Here is a 19779-nt window from a genome sequence, read left to right on the forward strand (position 1 = left end):
CTGATGCTCTCCTTTTTTCTTTCTCATTTGCTTCCGTATTCTCATCGGCTATTCTGAGCCTCCTGTTTGACTTCGGACTTTTCCATGACCACGTTGCTGCTGATTGACGATCATCCGCTGGTGCAGGTTGCGCTGGAAGCGGCACTGGCGCACGCCCCTTTCCCCCTAAAATTATTCGCGGCTGAAAATCAGCAGGAAGCGCTGGCCCTGCTCGACGGTGAAAAGATCGGCCTGGTGATTCTGGATATCGGGCTGCCCGATACAGATGGCCTGCAATTATTGAAACGTATTAAGCGCCATTTCCCGGCGTTACCGGTGGTGATCTACTCCGCACAGGAGGAGCGTCTCTGGCCGCGTCTGACAGAAGCTGCCGGGGCATCCGGCTATGTAGCCAAGCGGCAGCCCCTCAGCCAGCTGCTGTCGGCTGTGCTGGCGGTGCTGGGTGGTCAGCGGGCGTTTCCTCCCCTGCAACAGGATGAGACGCCGCATGAGCTGCTGACAGCCAAAGAGTTACAGATCCTCGCCCTGCTGGCGCGCGGTCAGTCAAACCTGCAAATCGCCGGGCAGCTGCACATCAGTAATAAAACGGTCAGCACCCACAAAAAGAACATTATGGAAAAAACCGGAGCCAGGTCGGTGGTTGAGCTGGCACAGCTGTGGCAGTCTCGCCAGTGAGGGCAAAATATCTGCTGCTGCTCCTGCTGCTCTGTGTCACCAGCGTCTGCGCTAATCTGCGCCCTGTCAGCAGTATTGCCCTGCCGCAGGAAATGATGCCGCTGACATCCTCAGCTACCGGCTGGAGCAGCAACCTGCGCGTTGGCGTACTGTTGGGCGGCAGCTCCCCCTGGAATATGGTGGTCGGTAACGATCTCTACGGTATCAATGCAGATTATCTGGTGGCATTGCAGCAAACCAGCGGTCTGAATATCCACAGCGTCAAGGGCTACAACCGCCTTTCAGAGATGCTTGAGGCGTTGCAGCAGGGACAGCTGGATGTGCTGTTCGGCGTGCCGCAGTCTCCCCTCCCGGCAGGCGTGAGTGCCACCCAGCCCTGGTTCAGCAGCCCGCTGCGGATCTATCGCAATCGTAATAATCTGCGCCCGGTGATGTTTAACTCCGCAGAAGCGCGCATCAGCGTCAGCCGCGACACCCTGACGCGGGTAAACCCCGATTTCGTCAGTCGGCACCGCTGGCAGGTCGTTGACAGCGATTTACAGGCGCTGGCAGGCTTACTGAATCAACACAGTGATTACGTTGTGGCAGATGAAACCAGCGCAGGTTTTTTGCTGGGTCAGTTACAGCAGGGTGAGATTTACCAGCTCGCCTCCCCCCTCGATCCGGGAGTGTTACAGCTCAGGGCGCTGACCAGGGATCCGGCACTGACGCAGCAGCTGGATAGCGCGATACGCCAGCTTCCGATGGAGGTGGTAAACGGTATTCAGGGGCGCTGGAGCAGCGCACTACCGCGCTATCAGGACAGTAATACCGCGCGCCTGACCCCGATGGAGCGTAGCTGGATTGCCCGACACCCAACAATTATTTACGCGGCCGTCAGCGACGATTATCCGTGGAGCTACCGTAATGCCAGCGGCCAGCCTGCCGGTTATAACGTTGATTTACTCAACAGTATTGGTCAGATCACTGGCCTGCGTTTTGAGCCTTACTGGGTCAGCAATGCGCAGCAGGCGGGTATGCTGGTCACTCAGGGTCGTGCGCTAATCCAGCTAACGCTGCCGCTGACCGGCAATGGCGCGATGCTAAACAATACGCAGCCGGTCTGGCGCGCCCTGTGGGGCGTCTACATCCGTTCATCGGGGCAGAGCGTCAGCGAGTGGGCGGATCTCAGCGGCAAGCGGATTGGCATAAAGCGCGGCGACATTGCCTCCCGGCAGCTACCTGCGGACGTGGTGCCTCAGGTATTCGATGACACCACCAGCCTTTACGATGCCCTCGCCAGCGGCCAGATTGATGCACTGGTGGATAACGTTCTTTCTGCACGCTGGCGTATCCAGAGCCGCTATGCCAACCGGTTGCAGCTGGCCTTTACCGCCAGTGATACCGCCTGGCCCGTTGCGTTGGGTATCGCTCCTGACCAGCCGCTGCTGCGCGCATTACTTAATAATAGCCTGCAACAGATTCCTGTTGAGAGCTGGCAACGGCTGCGGGAAACCTGGAGCAGCACGCCGGAAGGTTTTGATGAGGGCCATCAGGGCGTGATGCGGCCAATATCACTGTTTGTGCTGGTCGCCGCGCTGTTTGCCATTATCTTCCTGCTCATTCTGCTGCTGAGGCGTTATCTCGATCAGCGCCGTGAACGCCAGCAGCGATTGCAGCTGGAGCAGGAGCGCGAAGTTGCCCAGCGGGAAAACCGGATGAAAAGCCAGTTTCTGGCGACGGTCAGCCACGAGTTACGCACGCCGATGCAGGCAGTGCTGGGGTTGCTGGAGCTGGAACTGGCACAGCAGCCCCAGCGCCATAATTTATCGTTGATTTACAGCAGCGCAGCCAGTCTGCTGACGCTGCTGAATGACTTACAGGATCATGCCAGGGTGGAGAGCAACAGTTTTAGCCTGGTGCCGCGCCCGCTGGAGCCGAAGAGCTGGCTCAGGCGCATGGAAGCTTTCTACCATCCGCTGATGCGCCAGCATGGCCCCCGGCTGCGCGTCAGCGCCGAGACAACGCTGCCCGCATGGGTATTGATTGATGGCGAGCGCCTGCAACAGATTGCCAATAATCTGATTGGTAACGCGATTAAATTTACCGCGCAGGGGGAGATCCATCTTACGCTTACTGCGCTGGAGGATCCGCCCCGGCTCTGTTTGTGCGTTACCGATACCGGCAGCGGCATTCCTCCGGATGAGCAGCAGCGGCTGTTTGAACCCTGGTATCAGACGCCGTCTGGCCGTCAAATGTCGGTACAGGGCAGCGGACTGGGATTGTCCATCTGCCGTGAAATTGTCAGCCGAATGGGCGGGACGATTGATTTGCAATCTGCACCCGGCGAGGGCACCCGGGTTAGCGTCATTTTGCCATGGCAGATAATTGATGCACCGCAGCATAGCGCGACTGCGGATCGCCCCGTTGCGGCTATCACCCGCCACCTGCACGTGGCAATTGTCGATGACCATCCGGCCAACCTTCTGGTTATGCAGCAGCAGCTGGCGCACTGCGGTATCCAGGCTGACACGTTTTCCAACGGTCGTGAGCTGCTGGACGCCGCGCGGCATACCCAATGGGACTTACTGCTGATTGATTTCAGCATGCCTCACCCGGATGGCGTAACGCTGGCGAAGATCCTGCGCCGCAGTGAACGTCATCAAACGCATCACACACGCATTGTGCTCTGTTCGGCGGATGCGCAGATCCTCAACCACCCACAGGCGCAGCAGGTTGCCGATAATCTGCTGCTCAAGCCCGTTTCTCTGACCGATATTGCCGCGCTATTGCAGGATGATGCCGCCGATGATCTGTTTGCCGACGTTGCCCAGCGCCTGAACCAGCTTGCCCATCATGATGCGCACTATTTCCAACGTTTGTGCCGCACATTAAGTGACACATTAGCTCGCGATTGCCAGGCAATGACCCAGGCGGCAGCCGCGCAAGAGTGGACGGCGCTGGAGAAAGCCGCCCACAGGATGAAAGGGAGCTGGCTGCTGCTGGGATACAGTGAAGGTGAGCGTCTGTGCCAGCAGATCATTGAAGCGGCACAAACTCATCAGTCAGCTAAATCTGCGCTAACTTTATTGGTATCATTTAGCGATAAATTACTCACTCAACTGGAATTTTATGGCTCACAACCACAGTGAAAAAGACACTAATCGCTCCCGTCTGCTGGCCGCCTTTACGGTAACGGCGATCTTTATGGTGGCAGAGGTGGCGGGTGGGCTGCTCTCTGGCTCGCTGGCGCTGCTGGCAGACGCCGGACATATGCTTACCGATGCCGCAGCACTGCTGCTGGCGCTGCTGGCTACGCAATTTTCCCGACGTAAACCCACAGCGCAGCACTCATTTGGCCTGCTGCGTTTAACGACCCTTGCCGCATTTATTAATGCTATTGCCCTGCTGGCGATTACCGTTCTGATTGTATGGGAAGCATTAGAACGCTTCTGGCAACCAAGACCCGTAGCCGGGGGCATGATGCTGATTATTGCTATCGGCGGGCTGCTGGCGAACCTGCTCTCATTTTGGCTGCTGCGCAACGGCAGTGAAGAGAAGAATCTTAATGTGCGGGCTGCGGCGCTGCACGTGCTTGGGGATCTGCTGGGATCGGTAGGAGCTATCGTTGCCGCGCTGATCATTATGCTGACCGGCTGGACGCCAATTGATCCGCTGCTGTCTGTTCTCGTCTCTTTGCTGGTGCTGCGCAGCGGCTGGGCGCTGATGAAAGAGAGCGGCCGTGAACTGCTGGAAGGTGCACCGCGCGATATTAACGTGGATAAACTGCAACGCGCGCTGGTGCGTACTATTCCTGAGGTTCGCCATATACATCATGTGCATCTGTGGCAGGTGGGAGAGAAGCCGGTAATTATGCTGCATGCCCAGGTGATCCCGCCGCGCGATCATGATGCGCTGGTACAGCGAATTCATGACTATCTGCAGGAACATTACGGCATTGGTCATGCAACAGTGCAGCTTGAGTATCAGCGCTGCGATGAAGAAGGCTGTGATTTACACTGGATTCAGGGCGGTGGCGAGCATCACCACCATCACCATTGATTCATCAGGGTCAGGCTGCTGCCTGACCCTGACCGTTTAGCGGGGCTGGCGGGCGCTCTTGATCCACAGCCACGAACCGTTGAGGGCAATCAGTGTCAGCAGGGCATATTCCAGCGCCATCGCATAGACGCCCTGGCGGGCGAAAATCATCACACTGATCACATTAATGATCACCCACAGCAGCCAGTTCTCGACATACTTACGTGTCATCAGAATCATCGCCACTATCGACAGCACCATCATGCAGGAGTCCCAGAACGGGAACGCATCCGGCTGTAGCTGCGGCATCACCACGTTGAGACCCAGGCTCTGCATCAGCGATACTGAGGCGTGCGTCAGGAAGGCAAATACCGGATCGATGAAACGTGTCATCAGCGCAATGGCCACGACAATCGCCGCACCCCAGCCAAGCAGTTTTGGCAGAGGCAGCCAGCGGATTTTCAGCGCTTGCTGATTATCGCTGGTTTGCCGGCTCCACGCGTACCACCCGTAGATATTGGCGACAAAGAAAAACAGTTGCAGCAAAAGGCTGGCGTACAGCTGGATCTGGAAGAAGATCACCGCAAACAGCGTAACGTTGATCAGACCAAACGCATAGTTGACGATCTTTTCCTGGCTCGCCAGCCAGATACAGAGCAGTCCGGCAATGGTGCCAATCGCTTCGATCCACGACAGATCGTAACCGCCTGCACCAAGAGGAATATGCACCAGAATATTAGAAGTACTGAAAAAATCCATATTGGTAAATCCTTCAATTTATAGCCTGTTATAAGCCTGAATGGTGCTCGGTAACCTCAGGCAATCAGGCATTACCTTTGCCCATGATTTTAACTTTCAGATCAGCAGCAAAGGTTAGCATACGATCCAGCGGTATCAATGCAGCCTGACGCAGTGCCTCATCCACAAAAATTTCATGCTCATGCCCGCCCTGCTCCAGGCCATCGGCAATGGCTTTCAGGCCATTCATCGCCATCCACGGGCAGTGAGCGCAGCTGCGACAGGTGGCACCTTCACCCGCAGTTGGCGCTTCCAGCAGCTCTTTATCCGGACAGGCCTGCTGCATTTTGTAAAAAATTCCGCGATCGGTAGCAACGATCATCTGCTTATGGGGCATGGTCTGTGCGGCGTGGATCAGCTGGCTGGTGGAACCAACGGCATCGGCAAGGTCGACAATCGCCTGCGGGGATTCCGGATGCACCAGCACCGCTGCATCAGGATAAAGCAGCTTCATTCGCTGTAACGCCTGGGTTTTAAACTCGTCGTGAACAATACAGGCTGCCTGCCAGCAGATAACATCGGCACCGGTTTTGCGCGTCACGTACTGACCAAGATGGCGATCAGGTGCCCAGATGATTTTTTCACCCAGACTATCGAGATGCTCAATCAGCTCTACGGCAATACTCGAAGTGACAACCCAGTCGGCACGAGCTTTAACCGCCGCCGAAGTGTTGGCATACACCACCACGGTGCGGTCGGGATGAGCGTCGCAGAATTTACTGAATTCATCGATCGGACAGCCAAGATCGAGCGAACATTCTGCCTGCAAGGTCGGCATCAGAATGGTTTTTTCAGGGCTGAGGATTTTCGCTGTTTCCCCCATAAAACGAACTCCGGCCACCAGCAGCGTGGAAGCGGGATGCTGGCTGCCGAAGCGGGCCATCTCAAGGGAGTCCGATACGCAGCCGCCGGTCTCTTCCGCCAGCGCCTGAATTTCCGGGTCGCTGTAATAGTGGGCCACCATCACCGCATCACGCTCTTTCAGGAGGCGCTTGATTTTCTCGCGGTAAAACTGTTTTTCATCAACAGATAAACGGGCCGGTTTCGGCGGAAAGGGATAGATAGCAGCTTCAGGATCAAACATCAGGCTCATAAGGCGACTCTCGTTTCTTCAACTTAACCGAATTAACGTAGAAGGCCCGTCTGGTGCCAACTCTACGGCTGGTTTGTTTTATATGCTAAACACAATAGCTGAATTACGAATTTATGTCGCCGGGTTTTTAATTTTTGCCTCAGGGTGTGATGACGATCGTCAAAGCGTCTCTTCCGTCCACAGCTGCCCCCCCTCCAGGCGCAGCAAGAAGGCTTTAGTTGGCAGGCCGCCGGCAAACCCGGTCAGCTTACCGTTAGTACCGATCACCCGGTGGCAGGGAGCAATAATCGACAGCGGGTTACGACCGTTGGCAGCACCAACCGCACGCACGGCGGTAGGGTTACCAATCTGTTGGGCAATCTGCCCGTAAGTACGGGTTTCACCAAAAGGAATAGTCACCAGCGCAGCCCAGACGTTCTTTTGAAACTCGGTGCCGATAAACACCAGCGGTAGTGAAAATTGCTGACGCTTGCCGCTAAAATATTCCCGTAACTGACGTTCCGCTTCCAGCAGCGTCGCGTGGTGCAGGTCTTCCTGCTGTGGCCGGAAGCGTACGCGTTTCGGATCGTCGTTCTCCCAGAGCACTGCTGCCAGCCCCTCTTCCGTCGCAACCAGCTTAAGTTCCCCGACCGGGGAGTTCATCATTTTGTACCAGAATGCCATCTTCCCTCTCCTTCTCTGTCAGGGGTAAGCTGTATTATGCCCTGGCGCTGGCGCATCGCTGGCCGTTTTCGGACACCGGCACAGAATAATTTCGCGTCCGGAAATGGCGAGTACCAGAAGTGCTAAATGCCTACACTGAAGTGAATTGTGTGCAACAGGACATAAAGATGATTGATCCGACCTCTGCTTACCGCGCCCTTACCTCACGTGATGCACGCTTTGACGGCGTATTTTATGTGGGCGTGACCTCAACCGGAATCTACTGTCGGCCAATTTGCCCGGTTAAAGCACCGCGGGCCGAAAACTGCCTGTTTTTTGACAGTGCTGAGGCAGCAGAAAAAGCATCTTTCCGTCCGTGCCTGCGCTGTCGCCCCGAACTGGCCCCCGGACACGCCCCTGTGGATAGCGGTCAGCGGATTGCGGAACGATTAATGCAGCGGATTGATGAAGGGCTGATTGAGCAGGTTGATAGTCTGGAAGAGATCGCCGCCTGTTTTCATCTCAGCCTGCGCCAGCTTCGCCGTATTGTGCAGAAGGAACTCGGGGTTTCTCCGCAAGAGCTGCGCCAGACCCGGCGACTGCTGCTGGCTAAACAGTTATTGAGCGAGACCCACCTGCCGGTTACGCAGATTGCCTTTGCCAGTGGATTCTCCAGCCTGCGGCGCTTTAATGCTGCATTCAGCAGCCAGTATCGTATGCCTCCCACTCATCTGCGTAAGCATCGCGAGGCCCGCGAAGGCCACCTCAACGGCGGTGATACTTCCATGCTGCAACTGAGCTATCGCGCCCCTTATGACTGGGAGGCGATGCTGGCCTTTCTGCGGCGTCGTGCGCTGATGGGGGTAGAGAGTGTGGATGATAGCAGTTATGCGCGTACCGTTCGTCTGGGGCAGCATAATGGCTGGATAAGAGTGACGCAGCAGGTTGAGAAGAAAGCGTTACAGGTAGAATTCACACACTCACTGAATCCCGTGCTACCTGTTTTGCTGCGCCGCCTGAGAAATCTGTTTGATCTGAGCGCCCGCCCTGACCTGATTGCGGAGCATCTGAGCCAGGATGCGTTATTGCGCCCTTCTGTGCTGGCTAATCCAGGATTACGGGTTCCCGGTGCATTTGATGGTTTTGAGATGGCGATGCGCGCCATTCTCGGACAGCAGATCACCGTGAAAGCAGCTGCTACGCTGGGCGGTCGATTTGCTACGACGCTGGGTGAAGAGATCGAAACGCCTGTTGCCGGGCTGACGCACCTTTCCCCTCTGCCTGCCCGGGTGGCGCAATGTACTGTAGATGAGATTGCCAGTCTGGGAATCGTCAGTGCCCGCAGCCGCTGCATCCTGGCGCTGGCGGAGCATTGTTCACAGGGAAAATTGCAGCTGGATGCCGCCAGTCATACCGAGCAGACCATTACGCAACTGCTGACCCTGCCGGGAATTGGCGAGTGGACGGCACAATACCTTGCTATGCGCGCTCTACGCTGGCCAGACGCGTTTCCGGCGGGAGATATCGTAGTGCGTAATAACCTTGGCGGTCTTAGCGTTAAACAGGCGGAGGCGCGCTCTCAGGCATGGCGTCCGTGGCGAAGCTATGCGGTGATGCATATCTGGCATAGCGGAAAGTTGGTTTAGGCCGGCGGGTCAGGCGTGCCTGACCCCTACGAGGGCGCGCAACTATTTACCCAGGGACGTGCCGCGCTGGCATCGCAGATAGCAAAAAGGCGCCTTTAGGGCGCCTTCTTAACATTGGTGGGTCGTGCAGGATGACTCGGCTTCGCCTCGCCCTTCGGGTCGTTGCTGGCGCAACGCTGTCTCACTGCGTTCGACCCGAACCTGCGGCAGGTTCGAACCCCGCCCGATTTGCACATAGCAAAAAGGCGCCTTTAGGGCGCCTTCTTACATTGGTGGGTCGTGCAGGATGACTCGGCTTCGCCTCGCCCTTCGGGTCGTTGCTGGCGCAACGCTGTCTCACTGCGTCGACCCGAACCTGCGGCAGGTTCGAACCCCGCCCGATTTGCAGATAGCAAAAAGGCGCCTTTAGGGCGCCTTCTTAACATTGGTGGGTCGTGCAGGATTCGAACCTGCGACCAATTGATTAAAAGTCAACTGCTCTACCAACTGAGCTAACGACCCGATATGGTGGGTGATGACGGGCTCGAACCGCCGACCCCCTCCGTGTAAAGGAGATGCTCTACCAACTGAGCTAATCACCCATATCAGAACTGCTACGCATGCTTTCACGGTTTACACCGCTTACTGCTTAGATAGTGGTGGGTCGTGCAGGATTCGAACCTGCGACCAATTGATTAAAAGTCAACTGCTCTACCAACTGAGCTAACGACCCGCAATGCGGTAAATCTGTACTATGCTATCTCTTACTACTTTGAAGTGGTGGGTCGTGCAGGATGACTTCGCCCTTCGGGCCGTTGCTGAAGCAACGTTGTCTCGCTTTCGCTCGACTCGAACCTTTTACGGTTCTCATCCTTCACGGTTTGCACCGCTTACTACTTTGAAGTGGTGGGTCGTGCAGGATGACTTCGCCCTTCGGGCCGTTGCTGAAGCAACGTTGTCTCGCTTTCGCTCGACTCGAACCTTTTACGGTTCTCATCCTTCACGGTTTACACCGCTTACTACTTTGAAGTGGTGGGTCGTGCAGGATTCGAACCTGCGACCAATTGATTAAAAGTCAACTGCTCTACCAACTGAGCTAACGACCCGATATGGTGGGTGATGACGGGCTCGAACCGCCGACCCCCTCCGTGTAAAGGAGATGCTCTACCAACTGAGCTAATCACCCATATCGAAACTTCAAAGCACGGCTTTCACCGCTTACTGATTACCAATATCCTTCACGGTTTGCACCGCTTTCGCTCGACTCGAACCTTTTACGGTTCTCATCCTTCACGGTTTGCACCGCACACTACTTAGATAGTGGTGGGTCGTGCAGGATTCGAACCTGCGACCAATTGATTAAAAGTCAACTGCTCTACCAACTGAGCTAACGACCCAATTTTGTGCTGCTGGCGTCTGTTAAGATATCCCCCGGCAACGGCGGCATATATTACTGATTTCCATTTCCAGCGCAACCACTATTTCTGGATAAGCCGTTCAACTGCTTAGGATTCACGCGGCAAGACTATAAATCACGCTAAAACAGGCCAAATCACACCAGTTAAAGTGTTGCAGAGCGCTTTTGCGCCTGTTTCGCAGCTTCACTGTTTGGGTACAGTTTAACCACCTGCTGATAGACCGCTTTGGCTTTCGCCTTGTCGCCTTTTTCCTGCATGATCACCCCAACCTTCAATAACGCATCTGCGCTTTTAGGTGATTTGGGGTAATTTTTAACTACAGTGGCAAAATAAAATGCTGCGTCGTCTTTTTTGCCTTTGTTGTAATTCAGCTGGCCGAGCCAATAGTTCGCGTTAGGCTGGTAAGTTGAATCCGGGTATTTCTTCACAAAAGCCTGAAACGCAGATATCGCCTGATCGTACTGTTTCTTTTCCAGTACCAGCGCAACAGCCGCATTGTAGTCGGTATTCGCATCACCGCTCTGAGTTGGAGCAGCGGCAGCAGCTGGTGCTGCCGCCGGGTTGCTACTATCAGAAGAGCTGGCAGCAGCCGCACCAGCACCTGAAGCAGCCGCTGCGCCGGCGTTTGCACCACCGCTGCTGAGACTGTCAATCTGCTGATAAAGCCCTTTCTGACGCTCCACAACCTGATTCAGCTGATAGCTATTTTCCTGAATTTGACCGCGTAATGAATCAATATCACTTTGAGTTTCGGAAAGTTGCTGCTGAAGCTGCTGGAGGAGTTGCGCTTGAGAGTTAGAAATACGCTCAAGGGTAGTGACACGGTCTTCAACCGAGCCGGAGCCAACGTTACTGATTGTTGCCTGGGCATTAGCGGCCCAGGGGGCCGCTACGCCAACCAGTAACGACAGACTCAACAAGTGAGTTCTGAAGCTACTAATCATGTGATTCTCTTAGTAAACCAGTACTGCACGACGGTTTTTAGCATAAGCTGCTTCGTCGTGACCCAGTACTGCAGGTTTTTCTTTACCGTAAGAAACGATAGAGATCTGGTCAGCAGAAACGCCTTTACCCTGCAGGTACATTTTAACAGCTGAAGCACGACGTTCGCCCAGGGCGATGTTGTATTCAGGAGTACCGCGCTCATCCGCATGACCTTCTACAGTCACTTTGTATGATGGGTTGCTGCGCAGGAAGTTAGCGTGTGCATCCAGCATCTGAGCGAAGTCAGAAGCGATGTCATACTTATCCAGACCGAAGTATACGATGTTGTTTTTCTGCAGTTCTTGCATCTGCAGACGTGCCTGCTCATCAGAAGACATGTTACCGCTGTTCATGCCGCTGTTAGAACCGTCACCCATGCCCATACCGTTAGTCTGGTCATTGTTGTTGTTCTTGTGAGAGCTACATGCAGCCACTGCGATTACTGGCAGTGCCAGCATTAAGCCTTTCAGCACTTTGTTCAGTTGCATTATTTAATTCCTATTATAGTTTGCCATACATATTTACACATGCATCACAGATACGGCGACCAGGCAGGAAATTTGACCTGTCCATCGGTTGCCGGAAGACGCGCTTTGAAACGCCCATCCGTCGAAACCAACTGCAATACGGAACCCATACCCTGTGTAGAGCTGTAGATTACCATTGTGCCGTTAGGTGCGAGACTTGGCGTCTCATCCAGGAACGTGTCCGTTAATTGTTGAACGGCTCCCGTTACCAGATCTTGTCGGGCGACGTGTTGAGCGCCGCCATTGGTGCTGATCATCACCATAGATTTACCATCAGTGCTTACGTCGGCGTCCTGGTTCTGAGAACCTTCCCAGGTAATACGCTGGGCAGTACCGCCGCTTGCGCTGACTTTATAGATTTGCGGGCGACCGGCCTGATCAGAGGTATAAGCCAGACTCTGGCTGTCCGGGAACCACGTTGGCTCGGTGCTGTTGTAGCGACCATCAGTGACCTGACGAATCTGACCAGAACCAATATCCATCACATACAGATTCAGGCTACCGGTTTTAGATAACGCAAACGCCAGTTTGCTGCCATCTGGAGAGAATGCCGGCGCACCATTGTGACGTGGGAACGAAGCAACCTGTCTGATAGCGCCGTTTGCCAGCGTCTGGATAACCAGTGCAGACTTACCGCTTTCAAAGGTAACGTACGCCACTTTGCTACCATCTGGTGACCAGGCTGGTGACATCAGTGGTTCAGGAGAGCGATGTACCACAAACTGATTGTAACCATCGTAGTCAGAGACGCGCAGCTCATAAGGGAACTGACCGCCGTTGGTCTGTACTACGTAAGCAATACGGGTACGGAACGCACCTTTAATGCCGGTCAGTTTCTCAAAGCTTTCATCACTGGCAGTGTGCGCTGCATAACGCAACCACTGTTTGGTGACTTTAAACTGATTCTGAGCCAGCACAGCGCCCGGGTTGCCGGAAGTATCCACCAGCTGGTAAGAAACCTGATAGCTTCCGTCCGCGCCTGGCTGAACCTGGCCTACTACCACGGCATCAATACCCAGTGCGCTCCATGCAGCAGGCTGCACTTCGGCAGCAGTGGTTGGCTGCTGTGGTAAACGTGAACGATCGATTGGATTGAATTTACCGCTGTTGCGTAAATCAGCAGCAACAATGCCACCAATATCTTCTGGCGCAGCACCTGGGCCATCCCATTTGAAGGGGACAACACCAATTGGACGCGCAGAATTTACACCCTGGGTAATTTCAATGCGTACTTCTGCATGCGCAACTGCGACAAACAGCATTAAAAAACTCAGCGCTACACGAAATGCCTGCTTCATTCTTTCTCCCTTATCCGGGCATAGCACCCACGATAATTAGCCTTGTATCAAGAAACCTAAGAGTACGGCATGCAGAACATAGTTCAACATGCCGCTGATTACTGAATTCTTACAGTTTAAACACGACCGTTGCTTCTTTCACCGCCTGCCAGACATCCTGACTAGGTGGTTTCGGGATTTTCGCCGTACGTGCCGCACTTAATGCAGCCTGGCACAGTGCAGGATCGCCACCCGCAGAAGTTGCAGAAATCAGCAAGCCATCCGGCGCCAGCTTGATGCGGATATCGCATGTTTGTCCGGCGAAAGTATCAGCATCATACAACTTACTCTGGATTGCGCCTTTCACCTGGCCGAGATAACTGTCAATGGCAGCTCCCGATGCACCCGCTTTTTTCTGATTGCCCTGCCCTGCGGCACCGCCACCACCGGCTGCGTTGCCAGATTTTGGCGCATTTTTACCTGAAGTCAGGTCGCCCAGCAGGTCTCCGACATCGCCGGATTCCTTAGCGGCTTCAGCGGCGGCCTTCTTCTTGGCTGCGGCATCAGCTTTGGCTTTCGCCGCTGCTTCAGCTTTCGCTTTCGCGGCGGCATCGGCTTTTTCTTTCGCTGCCGCTGCGGCTTTCTCTTTAGCTTCTTCCGCAGCTTTGGCTTTCGCCTCAGCGGCGGCCTGCTCTTTAGCTTCCTGCGCGGCAGCTTTTGCATCCGCAGCAGCTTTCGCTTTAGCGTCAGCGGCTGCTTTGGCTTTCGCATCAGCAGCGGCTTTCACTTTAGCTGCTTCGGCGGCGGCCTGTTTTGCCTCAGCTTCAGCTTCTTTTTTTGCGTCGGCAGCGGCTTTTTTCGCCTCTTCAGCCGCTTTTTTCTGTGCATCTGCGGCAGACTTCGCCTGAGCATCAGCCTGAGCTTTCGCATCCGCTTTGGCCTTCGCCGCCGCTGCTTCTGCCTGTTTTTGCTCCTGCTGTGCCTGCTTCGCAGCATCAGCGGCCTGCTTCTGCTCGGCGGCCTGTTCAGCAGCCTGCTGTTTAGCCTCTTCCTGGGCTTGCAGTCGCTCTTTTTCGATCTGTTTCAGTCGCTGCTGCTCTGCGGCCTGCTTCTGCTGCAACTCTTCTGCCTGCTGTTTAGCCTGCTTTTGACGTTGCTGTTCAGCTCGCTTGCTGTCACTTTGCTGATTTTGCTGACGATTGTACTGTTCTACGACCGCGCCAGGATCGACCATAACTGCATCAATATCGCCACCGCCACCGCCGCCGCTGGCGTCGATGTTTTCGTCAAACGAGCTCCACACCAGCACTGCCACCAGAATAATGTGGAAGATAACTGACAGGGTTATGGCTCGTTTTAACTTTTCGTCTTGCTCGGTTGCCTTCGACACTCTCGGTTCCCAAAAACGGTTCGAATGAATTAAATCGGCTGCGTCATTAATCCGACAGACTTCACGCCTGCCTGATGCAGCAAGTTCAGTGCCTTGATGATTTCCTCGTAAGGAACCTCTTTGGCTCCGCCAATCAGGAACACCGTTTTAGGGTTGGCCGTAAGGCGACGCTGCGCTTCGGCTACCACCTGTTCCGCTGGCAACTGCTCCATCCGATCGTGATCGACCACCAGGCTGTACTGCCCGACGCCTGCAACTTCAACAATCACAGGAGGATTATCATCGCTGGAGACGGTTTTAGAATCTGTTGCGTCCGGTAGATCAACTTCCACGCTTTGAGTGATGATTGGCGCCGTTGCCATAAAAATCAGCAGCAGCACCAGCAGCACGTCCAGCAACGGAACAATATTGATCTCGGACTTGACGTCGCGGCGACCGCGACCACGCCTTCTGACCATGCTAACCTCCGACTTACTTGCTTACGTCGCTAGAAAAAGCCTGACGATGCAGGATAGCCGTGAATTCTTCCATAAAGTTGTCGTAGTTCTGCTCCAGCTTGTTCACGCGCTGGGTCAGGCGGTTGTAGGCCATAACCGCAGGGATAGCGGCGAACAGACCGATTGCGGTTGCAATCAGCGCTTCTGCAATACCCGGTGCTACCATCTGTAAAGTGGCCTGCTTCACCGCACCCAGTGCGATAAAGGCGTGCATAATCCCCCATACCGTACCAAACAGACCAATATAAGGGCTGATGGAACCTACGGTACCGAGGAAAGGTATATGGTTTTCCAGCGCTTCCAGTTCACGGTTCATGGAAATACGCATAGCTCGGGTCGCGCCCTCCACAACCGCTTCCGGCGCATGGTTGTTAGCACGATGCAGACGGGCAAACTCTTTAAATCCCGCATAGAAAATTTGCTCAGAACCGCCCAGCTCATCGCGACGAGCCTGGCTTTCCTGATAGAGACGAGACAGTTCGATACCAGACCAAAACTTATCTTCGAAGGCATCTGCATCACGCGTAGCTGCATTCAAAATACGGGTGCGCTGAATGATAACGGCCCAGGATGCGATAGAAAAACCCATTAAAATCAACATGATAAGTTTGACCAGAAGGCTCGCCTTCAGGAACAAATCAAGAATGTTCATGTCAGTCACTGCTTGAACTCCGCGACAATAGACTTGGGAAGCGCTATCGGCTTCATTAGATGTGGATTGATGCAGGCGATCAAGACCTCTGCCTCATTGAGCACACGGCCTTCTGCATTAACGATGCGTTGTGCGAATGTCATGGTCGTTCTGGTCATGCCAATAACCTCGCTTTGCACATCGAGCATTTCGTCGAGTCGTGCAGCTGCAAGGTAATCAACCGTGATACGACGCACGACGAAAGCCACCTGCTGTTCCAGCAGAGCCTGTTGATTGAAATGGCGCTGGCGCAGCATTTCAGTTCGTGCCCGTTCATAAAAAGCGACATAGCTGGCATGGTAAACCACACCACCGGCATCGGTATCTTCGTAATAGACACGCACCGGCCATCGAAACAGCGTTGTACTCACTCTACATCCCGGTAATGCTAACGTTGGTACAGGAAAACGTTGCTACTATACGCAAGAGCTAACCTATTGGGAATGGGTTGCCACAAGCTGATGAAAATAATTATCGCACCGTAACAACTTCACTAATTTCAGCACATTTGTTAGACAATGATTGACATAAAAGCAGCTGAGAAAAGATTTAAAGGCAATACAACGCGGTGTTTTAAGAAGAGAAGAACAGAGGGGCCTGAGAAACTGCCCCTCTGCACTATCAGAGGAAGAAAAAGCCGACTCCACTCAGCAGGATCAACAACGCCGGAAGTGGAGAGAAGAAACCGCGCCAGCGCAAACGGTGCGGGCGGAAACCCACGCCGTGAATCACACCGGTACAAACGGCCCACATCAGTACCAGCCCCTGCCAGATAGCCAGGTCGCTGCTGTTGGCCGCAAAGCGCGCCGGGTTCCAAAACATACATCCCGCCAGCACTAATGCAGCCACCAGGGAAAGAGCCCGCAACGGGCCCTTATCCATAAGTTGATAGAGTCGAGCGATGCCCTCCCCCATTACAGCTTCTCTTTACTCGCAGCAGACGCTTCAGCTTGTTCCAGCGCCAGTGCCGTAATGATACCGAAGGCACAGGCCAGCAGCGTGCCGAGAATCCAGGCAAAATACCACATGATGTCGCTCCTTCCTTAGTAGAGAGAATTGCTGTTACTTTCAATCTGTTCTTTGGTCACACGACCGAACATTTTGTAGTAACACCAGGCTGTATAGGCCAGGATGATCGGAACGAAGATGATGGCCGTTACGGTCATAACTTTCAGCGTCAGCACTGTTGATGTGGCATCCCACATTGTCAGGCTAATATTCGGTACGGTGCTTGATGGCATCACGAACGGGAACATGGCGATACCCGCAGTCAGGATGACACAGGCCAGCGTCAGTGAAGAGAACACAAACGCCCATGCCCCTTTCTCAAGCCGTGAGAACAGAATCGTTAACAGCGGCAGTACCACACCCAGTGCCGGGATAGCCCAGAGAACAGGTGCGTGGTTGAAGTTTACCATCCAGGCACCCGCCTGACGGCTCACTTCTTTGGCCAGTGGATTAGATGCACCGTTATGATCCATCACTGAAGTCACGACGTAACCATCAATGCCGTACACTACCCAGATACCAGCCAGCACGAAGCACACCATCATTACCGCAGCAGAAATCTGTGCTGCTTTGCGTGTACGCAGGTGGAGTTCACCAACGGTACGCATCTGCAAATAGGTGGCACCCTGAGTCAGGATCATGGTCAGGCTGACAATACCGGCCAGCAGGCCAAACGGGTTCAGCAGCTGGAAAAAGTTACCGGTATAGAACAGACGCAGATCGCTGTCGATATGGAACGGTACGCCCTGTAACAGGTTACCGAATGCCACACCAATCACCAGCGGCGGAACAAAGCTACCGATGAAGATCCCCCAGTCCCACATACCACGCCAGCGCATATCTTCAATCTTAGAGCGGTAGTCGAACCCGACCGGACGGAAGAACAGTGACGCCAGCACCAGGATCATCGCCACATAAAAGCCGGAAAACGCAGCAGCATAAACCATCGGCCAGGCGGCAAACAGCGCGCCGCCTGCGGTGATCAGCCAAACCTGGTTACCGTCCCAGTGTGGAGCGATACTGTTGATCATAATTCGGCGCTCGGTATCGGTACGACCAAGAATGCGGGTCAGCATCCCTACCCCCATATCGAAGCCGTCGGCGACTGCAAAACCAATCAGCAAAATGCCGATCAGCAGCCACCAGATAAAACGCAATTCTTCATAAGTTAACATGTGTGGACTCCTGTCTTAGCGTGCCGGCTGCGAGGCGATGCTGGACTGTTCATAGTGATAGCGTCCGGTTTTCAGGCTGCTTGGACCCAGGCGAGCGAACTTGAACATCAGATACATTTCAGCCACCAGGAACAGCGTGTACAGACCACAAATCAGCCCCATTGAGAACAGCAGGTCGCCGACAGTCAGTGATGAGTTCGCTACAGCGGTTGGCAACACTTCACCAATTGCCCACGGCTGACGGCCGTACTCTGCAACAAACCAGCCTGATTCAATAGCAATCCACGGCAGCGGAATACCGTACAGAGCACATTTCAGCAGAAGCGGGCATTTACCAATACGGTTACGAATGACTGACCAGAATGAGAGGCCAATGATCAGTAACATCAGCACGCCACAAAGAACCATGATGCGGAAGGAGAAATAGAGCGGTGCAACACTCGGAATCGAGTCTTTGGTTGCCTGCTGGATCTGTGCTTCGCTGGCATCTGTAACTTTCGGTGTATAGCGTTTTAACAGCAGACCATAGCCAAGATCGTGTTTCGCTTCATTAAACGCAGTTCTTACCGCCGGATCCTGATTACCTGTGCGCAACTCCTGCAACAGCTCATAGGCTTTCATCCCGTTACGAATACGCACTTCATGCTGTTGCATCAGCTCTTTCAGCCCGGTGACCTGCTTATCGACAGATCGGGTTGCGATCAAGCCCAGAGCCCACGGAATCTGGATTGCATATTTATTCTGCTGTGCTTCCTGATCAGGAATACCAAACAGAGTAAAGGCGGCTGGTGCAGGCTGTGTTTCCCACTCTGCTTCGATTGCGGCCAGTTTGGTTTTCTGTACGTCACCAATTTCATAGCCTGATTCATCACCCAGCACGATAACGGACAGGATAGCCGCCATACCGAAGCTGGCAGCAATGGCAAATGAGCGCTTGGCGAAAGCAATGTCGCGGCCACGCAGCAGATAGTAAGCACTGATACCAAGAATGAACATGGCACCACAGGTGTAACCCGCTGCAACGGTGTGCACGAATTTAACCTGTGCTACCGGGTTCAGCACCAGCTCGGAGAAGCTGACCATCTCCATGCGCATGGTTTCAAAGTTAAAGTCAGATGCGACAGGATTCTGCATCCAGCCGTTTGCCACCAGAATCCACAGTGCGGAGAGGTTAGAACCTAATGCGACCAGCCAGGTCACTGCCATATGCTGCACTTTGCCCAGGCGATCCCAGCCAAAGAAGAACAGCCCGACAAAGGTCGACTCAAGGAAGAACGCCATTAAGCCTTCAATGGCGAGAGGGGCACCGAAGATATCACCCACGTAGTGCGAGTAATAAGACCAGTTCGTACCGAACTGGAACTCCATGGTCAGCCCGGTTGCAACACCCAGGGCAAAGTTAATACCAAACAACTTTCCCCAGAACTTGGTCATATCTTTGTAGATTTGTTTACCAGACAGTACATAAACCGTTTCCATGATGGCCAGTAAAAACGCCATACCCAGCGTTAATGGCACAAACAAGAAATGGTACATAGCAGTCAAAGCAAACTGTAATCGCGACAGTTCGACAATATCAAACATTTTGACTCCTTGCTCCGCAAGTGGGTTCCGACAGAAGAATACCCGAGTAAACTACTCAGAATTACCTGGAACATCCCAATAAAAAATGAATATTTAAATCCCATAATGTGGCCACGGAGAGGCAGGAAAAAAACACCTCAGCCTTTAACCCAAAGTTCACGTCACAGCTCAGGAAAATCCAAAAGACATTCCATCGACTATAATACGCCTTTATACACACAGGTTTAAAGTGGTTTTGTGACACCCGTATTATTTTTAGCAGGTTGCATCAAATTTCAATGAAATGGGAGACATAACCCTAATTTGATGCAGCGCAATTTAAACCAAAAACAGGCTAACACTCCAGAGAAATACCCAACAAATAAGTTTGTTTTT

General features: G+C 53.8%; 18 protein-coding genes, 6 tRNA genes and 4 other RNA genes. 4 read left to right on the forward strand and 24 right to left on the reverse strand.

The genetic code is table 11. The features are described 5' to 3' along the window. The first annotated feature begins 84 nt into the window (after window positions 1–84). The 3 genes from GN242_RS14465 to zitB are packed head-to-tail and all read left to right on the forward strand — an operon-like array spanning window position 85 to window position 4716. A complete protein-coding gene (locus GN242_RS14465; protein ID WP_156287723.1) occupies window positions 85–675 on the forward strand; it encodes a response regulator in 591 nt (196 codons plus the stop codon). Further along, window positions 657–3806, forward strand: coding sequence for a hybrid sensor histidine kinase/response regulator (locus GN242_RS14470; RefSeq protein WP_231617102.1), 3150 nt, complete (start codon window positions 657–659; stop codon window positions 3804–3806). Before GN242_RS14465 ends, GN242_RS14470 begins: the two co-directional genes overlap by 19 nt. After that, window positions 3787–4716 carry a CDF family zinc transporter ZitB gene (gene zitB / locus GN242_RS14475; RefSeq protein ID WP_154752091.1) on the forward strand — a complete coding sequence of 310 codons (930 nt, stop codon included), beginning with the start codon at window positions 3787–3789 and terminating at the stop codon, window positions 4714–4716. The genes GN242_RS14470 and zitB overlap by 20 nt, the downstream gene beginning before the upstream one ends. 36 nt (window positions 4717–4752) lie before the next feature. Here zitB and pnuC read toward each other — a convergent pair whose 3' ends face one another. From pnuC to GN242_RS14490, 3 genes are all read right to left on the reverse strand, one after another. After that, window positions 4753–5454 (reverse strand): nicotinamide riboside transporter PnuC, encoded by a 702-nt coding sequence (gene pnuC, locus GN242_RS14480; protein WP_154752092.1) that lies wholly within the window; start codon window positions 5452–5454, stop codon window positions 4753–4755. Window positions 5455–5518: 64 nt separating this feature from the next. Then, window positions 5519–6586, reverse strand: a complete 1068-nt coding sequence (gene nadA / locus GN242_RS14485) for a quinolinate synthase NadA (protein WP_156287724.1) — start codon at window positions 6584–6586, stop codon at window positions 5519–5521. Between the two features lie 159 nt (window positions 6587–6745). Next, window positions 6746–7249, reverse strand: coding sequence for a methylated-DNA--[protein]-cysteine S-methyltransferase (locus GN242_RS14490; RefSeq protein WP_154752094.1), 504 nt, complete (start codon window positions 7247–7249; stop codon window positions 6746–6748). A 167-nt stretch (window positions 7250–7416) separates the two neighbouring features. Between GN242_RS14490 and GN242_RS14495 the strand changes: the two genes are divergently transcribed. Beyond that, complete coding sequence (locus GN242_RS14495) at window positions 7417–8874, forward strand: AlkA N-terminal domain-containing protein (RefSeq protein ID WP_156287725.1); 1458 nt, start codon at window positions 7417–7419, stop codon at window positions 8872–8874. 115 nt (window positions 8875–8989) lie between these two features. On the opposite strand, the gene GN242_RS14500 is transcribed toward GN242_RS14495, so the two are convergent. From GN242_RS14500 to cydA, 21 genes are all read right to left on the reverse strand, one after another. Further along, a non-coding RNA gene (locus tag GN242_RS14500) (RtT sRNA) lies at window positions 8990–9113 on the reverse strand. A 31-nt stretch (window positions 9114–9144) separates the two neighbouring features. Next, window positions 9145–9267: non-coding RNA, RtT sRNA (locus GN242_RS14505), on the reverse strand. Between the two features lie 32 nt (window positions 9268–9299). Then, window positions 9300–9375, reverse strand: a tRNA-Lys gene (locus tag GN242_RS14510). 4 nt (window positions 9376–9379) lie between these two features. Beyond that, window positions 9380–9455: transfer RNA gene (locus GN242_RS14515), tRNA-Val, on the reverse strand. A gap of 55 nt (window positions 9456–9510) precedes the next feature. Continuing rightward, window positions 9511–9586: transfer RNA gene (locus tag GN242_RS14520), tRNA-Lys, on the reverse strand. 45 nt (window positions 9587–9631) lie between these two features. After that, window positions 9632–9745, reverse strand: a non-coding RNA gene (locus GN242_RS14525) — RtT sRNA. A gap of 12 nt (window positions 9746–9757) precedes the next feature. Further along, a non-coding RNA gene (locus GN242_RS14530) (RtT sRNA) lies at window positions 9758–9871 on the reverse strand. Between the two features lie 12 nt (window positions 9872–9883). After that, window positions 9884–9959: transfer RNA gene (locus GN242_RS14535), tRNA-Lys, on the reverse strand. A 4-nt stretch (window positions 9960–9963) separates the two neighbouring features. After that, window positions 9964–10039, reverse strand: a tRNA-Val gene (locus GN242_RS14540). Between the two features lie 135 nt (window positions 10040–10174). Continuing rightward, window positions 10175–10250 (reverse strand) — tRNA-Lys (locus GN242_RS14545). Window positions 10251–10414: 164 nt separating this feature from the next. Then, window positions 10415–11215 carry a cell division protein CpoB gene (cpoB, locus tag GN242_RS14550; protein ID WP_154752096.1) on the reverse strand — a complete coding sequence of 267 codons (801 nt, stop codon included), beginning with the start codon at window positions 11213–11215 and terminating at the stop codon, window positions 10415–10417. Between the two features lie 9 nt (window positions 11216–11224). After that, window positions 11225–11743, reverse strand: coding sequence for a peptidoglycan-associated lipoprotein Pal (pal, locus tag GN242_RS14555; RefSeq protein WP_154752097.1), 519 nt, complete (start codon window positions 11741–11743; stop codon window positions 11225–11227). A 44-nt stretch (window positions 11744–11787) separates the two neighbouring features. Further along, window positions 11788–13080, reverse strand: coding sequence for a Tol-Pal system beta propeller repeat protein TolB (tolB, locus tag GN242_RS14560; protein ID WP_154752098.1), 1293 nt, complete (start codon window positions 13078–13080; stop codon window positions 11788–11790). Window positions 13081–13189: 109 nt separating this feature from the next. Continuing rightward, on the reverse strand, window positions 13190–14449 hold the full coding sequence (gene tolA / locus GN242_RS14565) for a cell envelope integrity protein TolA (RefSeq protein ID WP_156287726.1): 1260 nt from the start codon (window positions 14447–14449) through the stop codon (window positions 13190–13192). A 29-nt stretch (window positions 14450–14478) separates the two neighbouring features. Beyond that, the gene (gene tolR, locus GN242_RS14570) at window positions 14479–14907 is read right to left on the reverse strand and encodes a colicin uptake protein TolR (RefSeq protein ID WP_156287727.1); all 429 of its coding nucleotides are present in this window, start codon (window positions 14905–14907) and stop codon (window positions 14479–14481) included. Between the two features lie 13 nt (window positions 14908–14920). Beyond that, entirely contained in the window at window positions 14921–15598 is a 678-nt protein-coding gene (gene tolQ, locus GN242_RS14575) for a Tol-Pal system protein TolQ (RefSeq protein WP_154752100.1), read from the reverse strand. Between the two features lie 5 nt (window positions 15599–15603). Beyond that, entirely contained in the window at window positions 15604–16008 is a 405-nt protein-coding gene (ybgC, locus tag GN242_RS14580) for a tol-pal system-associated acyl-CoA thioesterase (protein ID WP_156287729.1), read from the reverse strand. A 250-nt stretch (window positions 16009–16258) separates the two neighbouring features. Beyond that, complete coding sequence (gene ybgE, locus GN242_RS14585; protein WP_154752101.1) at window positions 16259–16552, reverse strand: cyd operon protein YbgE; 294 nt, start codon at window positions 16550–16552, stop codon at window positions 16259–16261. Beyond that, window positions 16552–16665 (reverse strand): cytochrome bd-I oxidase subunit CydX, encoded by a 114-nt coding sequence (gene cydX, locus GN242_RS14590; protein WP_062748470.1) that lies wholly within the window; start codon window positions 16663–16665, stop codon window positions 16552–16554. Before cydX ends, ybgE begins: the two co-directional genes overlap by 1 nt. A gap of 15 nt (window positions 16666–16680) precedes the next feature. Continuing rightward, entirely contained in the window at window positions 16681–17820 is a 1140-nt protein-coding gene (cydB, locus tag GN242_RS14595; protein ID WP_154752102.1) for a cytochrome d ubiquinol oxidase subunit II, read from the reverse strand. A gap of 15 nt (window positions 17821–17835) precedes the next feature. Continuing rightward, on the reverse strand, window positions 17836–19404 hold the full coding sequence (gene cydA / locus GN242_RS14600) for a cytochrome ubiquinol oxidase subunit I (RefSeq protein WP_154752103.1): 1569 nt from the start codon (window positions 19402–19404) through the stop codon (window positions 17836–17838). Window positions 19405–19779 lie beyond the last annotated feature (375 nt).

The sequence above is a fragment of the Erwinia sorbitola genome, from assembly GCF_009738185.1.
GTDB classification, from domain to species: Bacteria; Pseudomonadota; Gammaproteobacteria; order Enterobacterales; family Enterobacteriaceae; genus Erwinia; species Erwinia sorbitola.

Bases quoted from the DNA above. Each gene is read 5' to 3' on its own strand.
- GN242_RS14465 (WP_156287723.1), top strand. From the start codon at position 85: ATGACCACGTTGCTGCTGATTGACGATCATCCGCTGGTGCAGGTTGCG.
- zitB (WP_154752091.1), top strand. From the start codon at position 3,787: ATGGCTCACAACCACAGTGAAAAAGACACTAATCGCTCCCGTCTGCTG.
- pnuC (WP_154752092.1), bottom strand. From the start codon at position 5,454: ATGGATTTTTTCAGTACTTCTAATATTCTGGTGCATATTCCTCTTGGT.
- nadA (WP_156287724.1), bottom strand. From the start codon at position 6,586: ATGAGCCTGATGTTTGATCCTGAAGCTGCTATCTATCCCTTTCCGCCG.
- GN242_RS14490 (WP_154752094.1), bottom strand. From the start codon at position 7,249: ATGGCATTCTGGTACAAAATGATGAACTCCCCGGTCGGGGAACTTAAG.
- GN242_RS14495 (WP_156287725.1), top strand. From the start codon at position 7,417: ATGATTGATCCGACCTCTGCTTACCGCGCCCTTACCTCACGTGATGCA.
- cpoB (WP_154752096.1), bottom strand. From the start codon at position 11,215: ATGATTAGTAGCTTCAGAACTCACTTGTTGAGTCTGTCGTTACTGGTT.
- pal (WP_154752097.1), bottom strand. From the start codon at position 11,743: ATGCAACTGAACAAAGTGCTGAAAGGCTTAATGCTGGCACTGCCAGTA.
- tolB (WP_154752098.1), bottom strand. From the start codon at position 13,080: ATGAAGCAGGCATTTCGTGTAGCGCTGAGTTTTTTAATGCTGTTTGTC.
- tolR (WP_156287727.1), bottom strand. From the start codon at position 14,907: ATGGTCAGAAGGCGTGGTCGCGGTCGCCGCGACGTCAAGTCCGAGATC.
- tolQ (WP_154752100.1), bottom strand. From the start codon at position 15,598: ATGAACATTCTTGATTTGTTCCTGAAGGCGAGCCTTCTGGTCAAACTT.
- ybgE (WP_154752101.1), bottom strand. From the start codon at position 16,552: ATGGGGGAGGGCATCGCTCGACTCTATCAACTTATGGATAAGGGCCCG.
- cydX (WP_062748470.1), bottom strand. From the start codon at position 16,665: ATGTGGTATTTTGCCTGGATTCTCGGCACGCTGCTGGCCTGTGCCTTC.
- cydB (WP_154752102.1), bottom strand. From the start codon at position 17,820: ATGTTAACTTATGAAGAATTGCGTTTTATCTGGTGGCTGCTGATCGGC.
- cydA (WP_154752103.1), bottom strand. From the start codon at position 19,404: ATGTTTGATATTGTCGAACTGTCGCGATTACAGTTTGCTTTGACTGCT.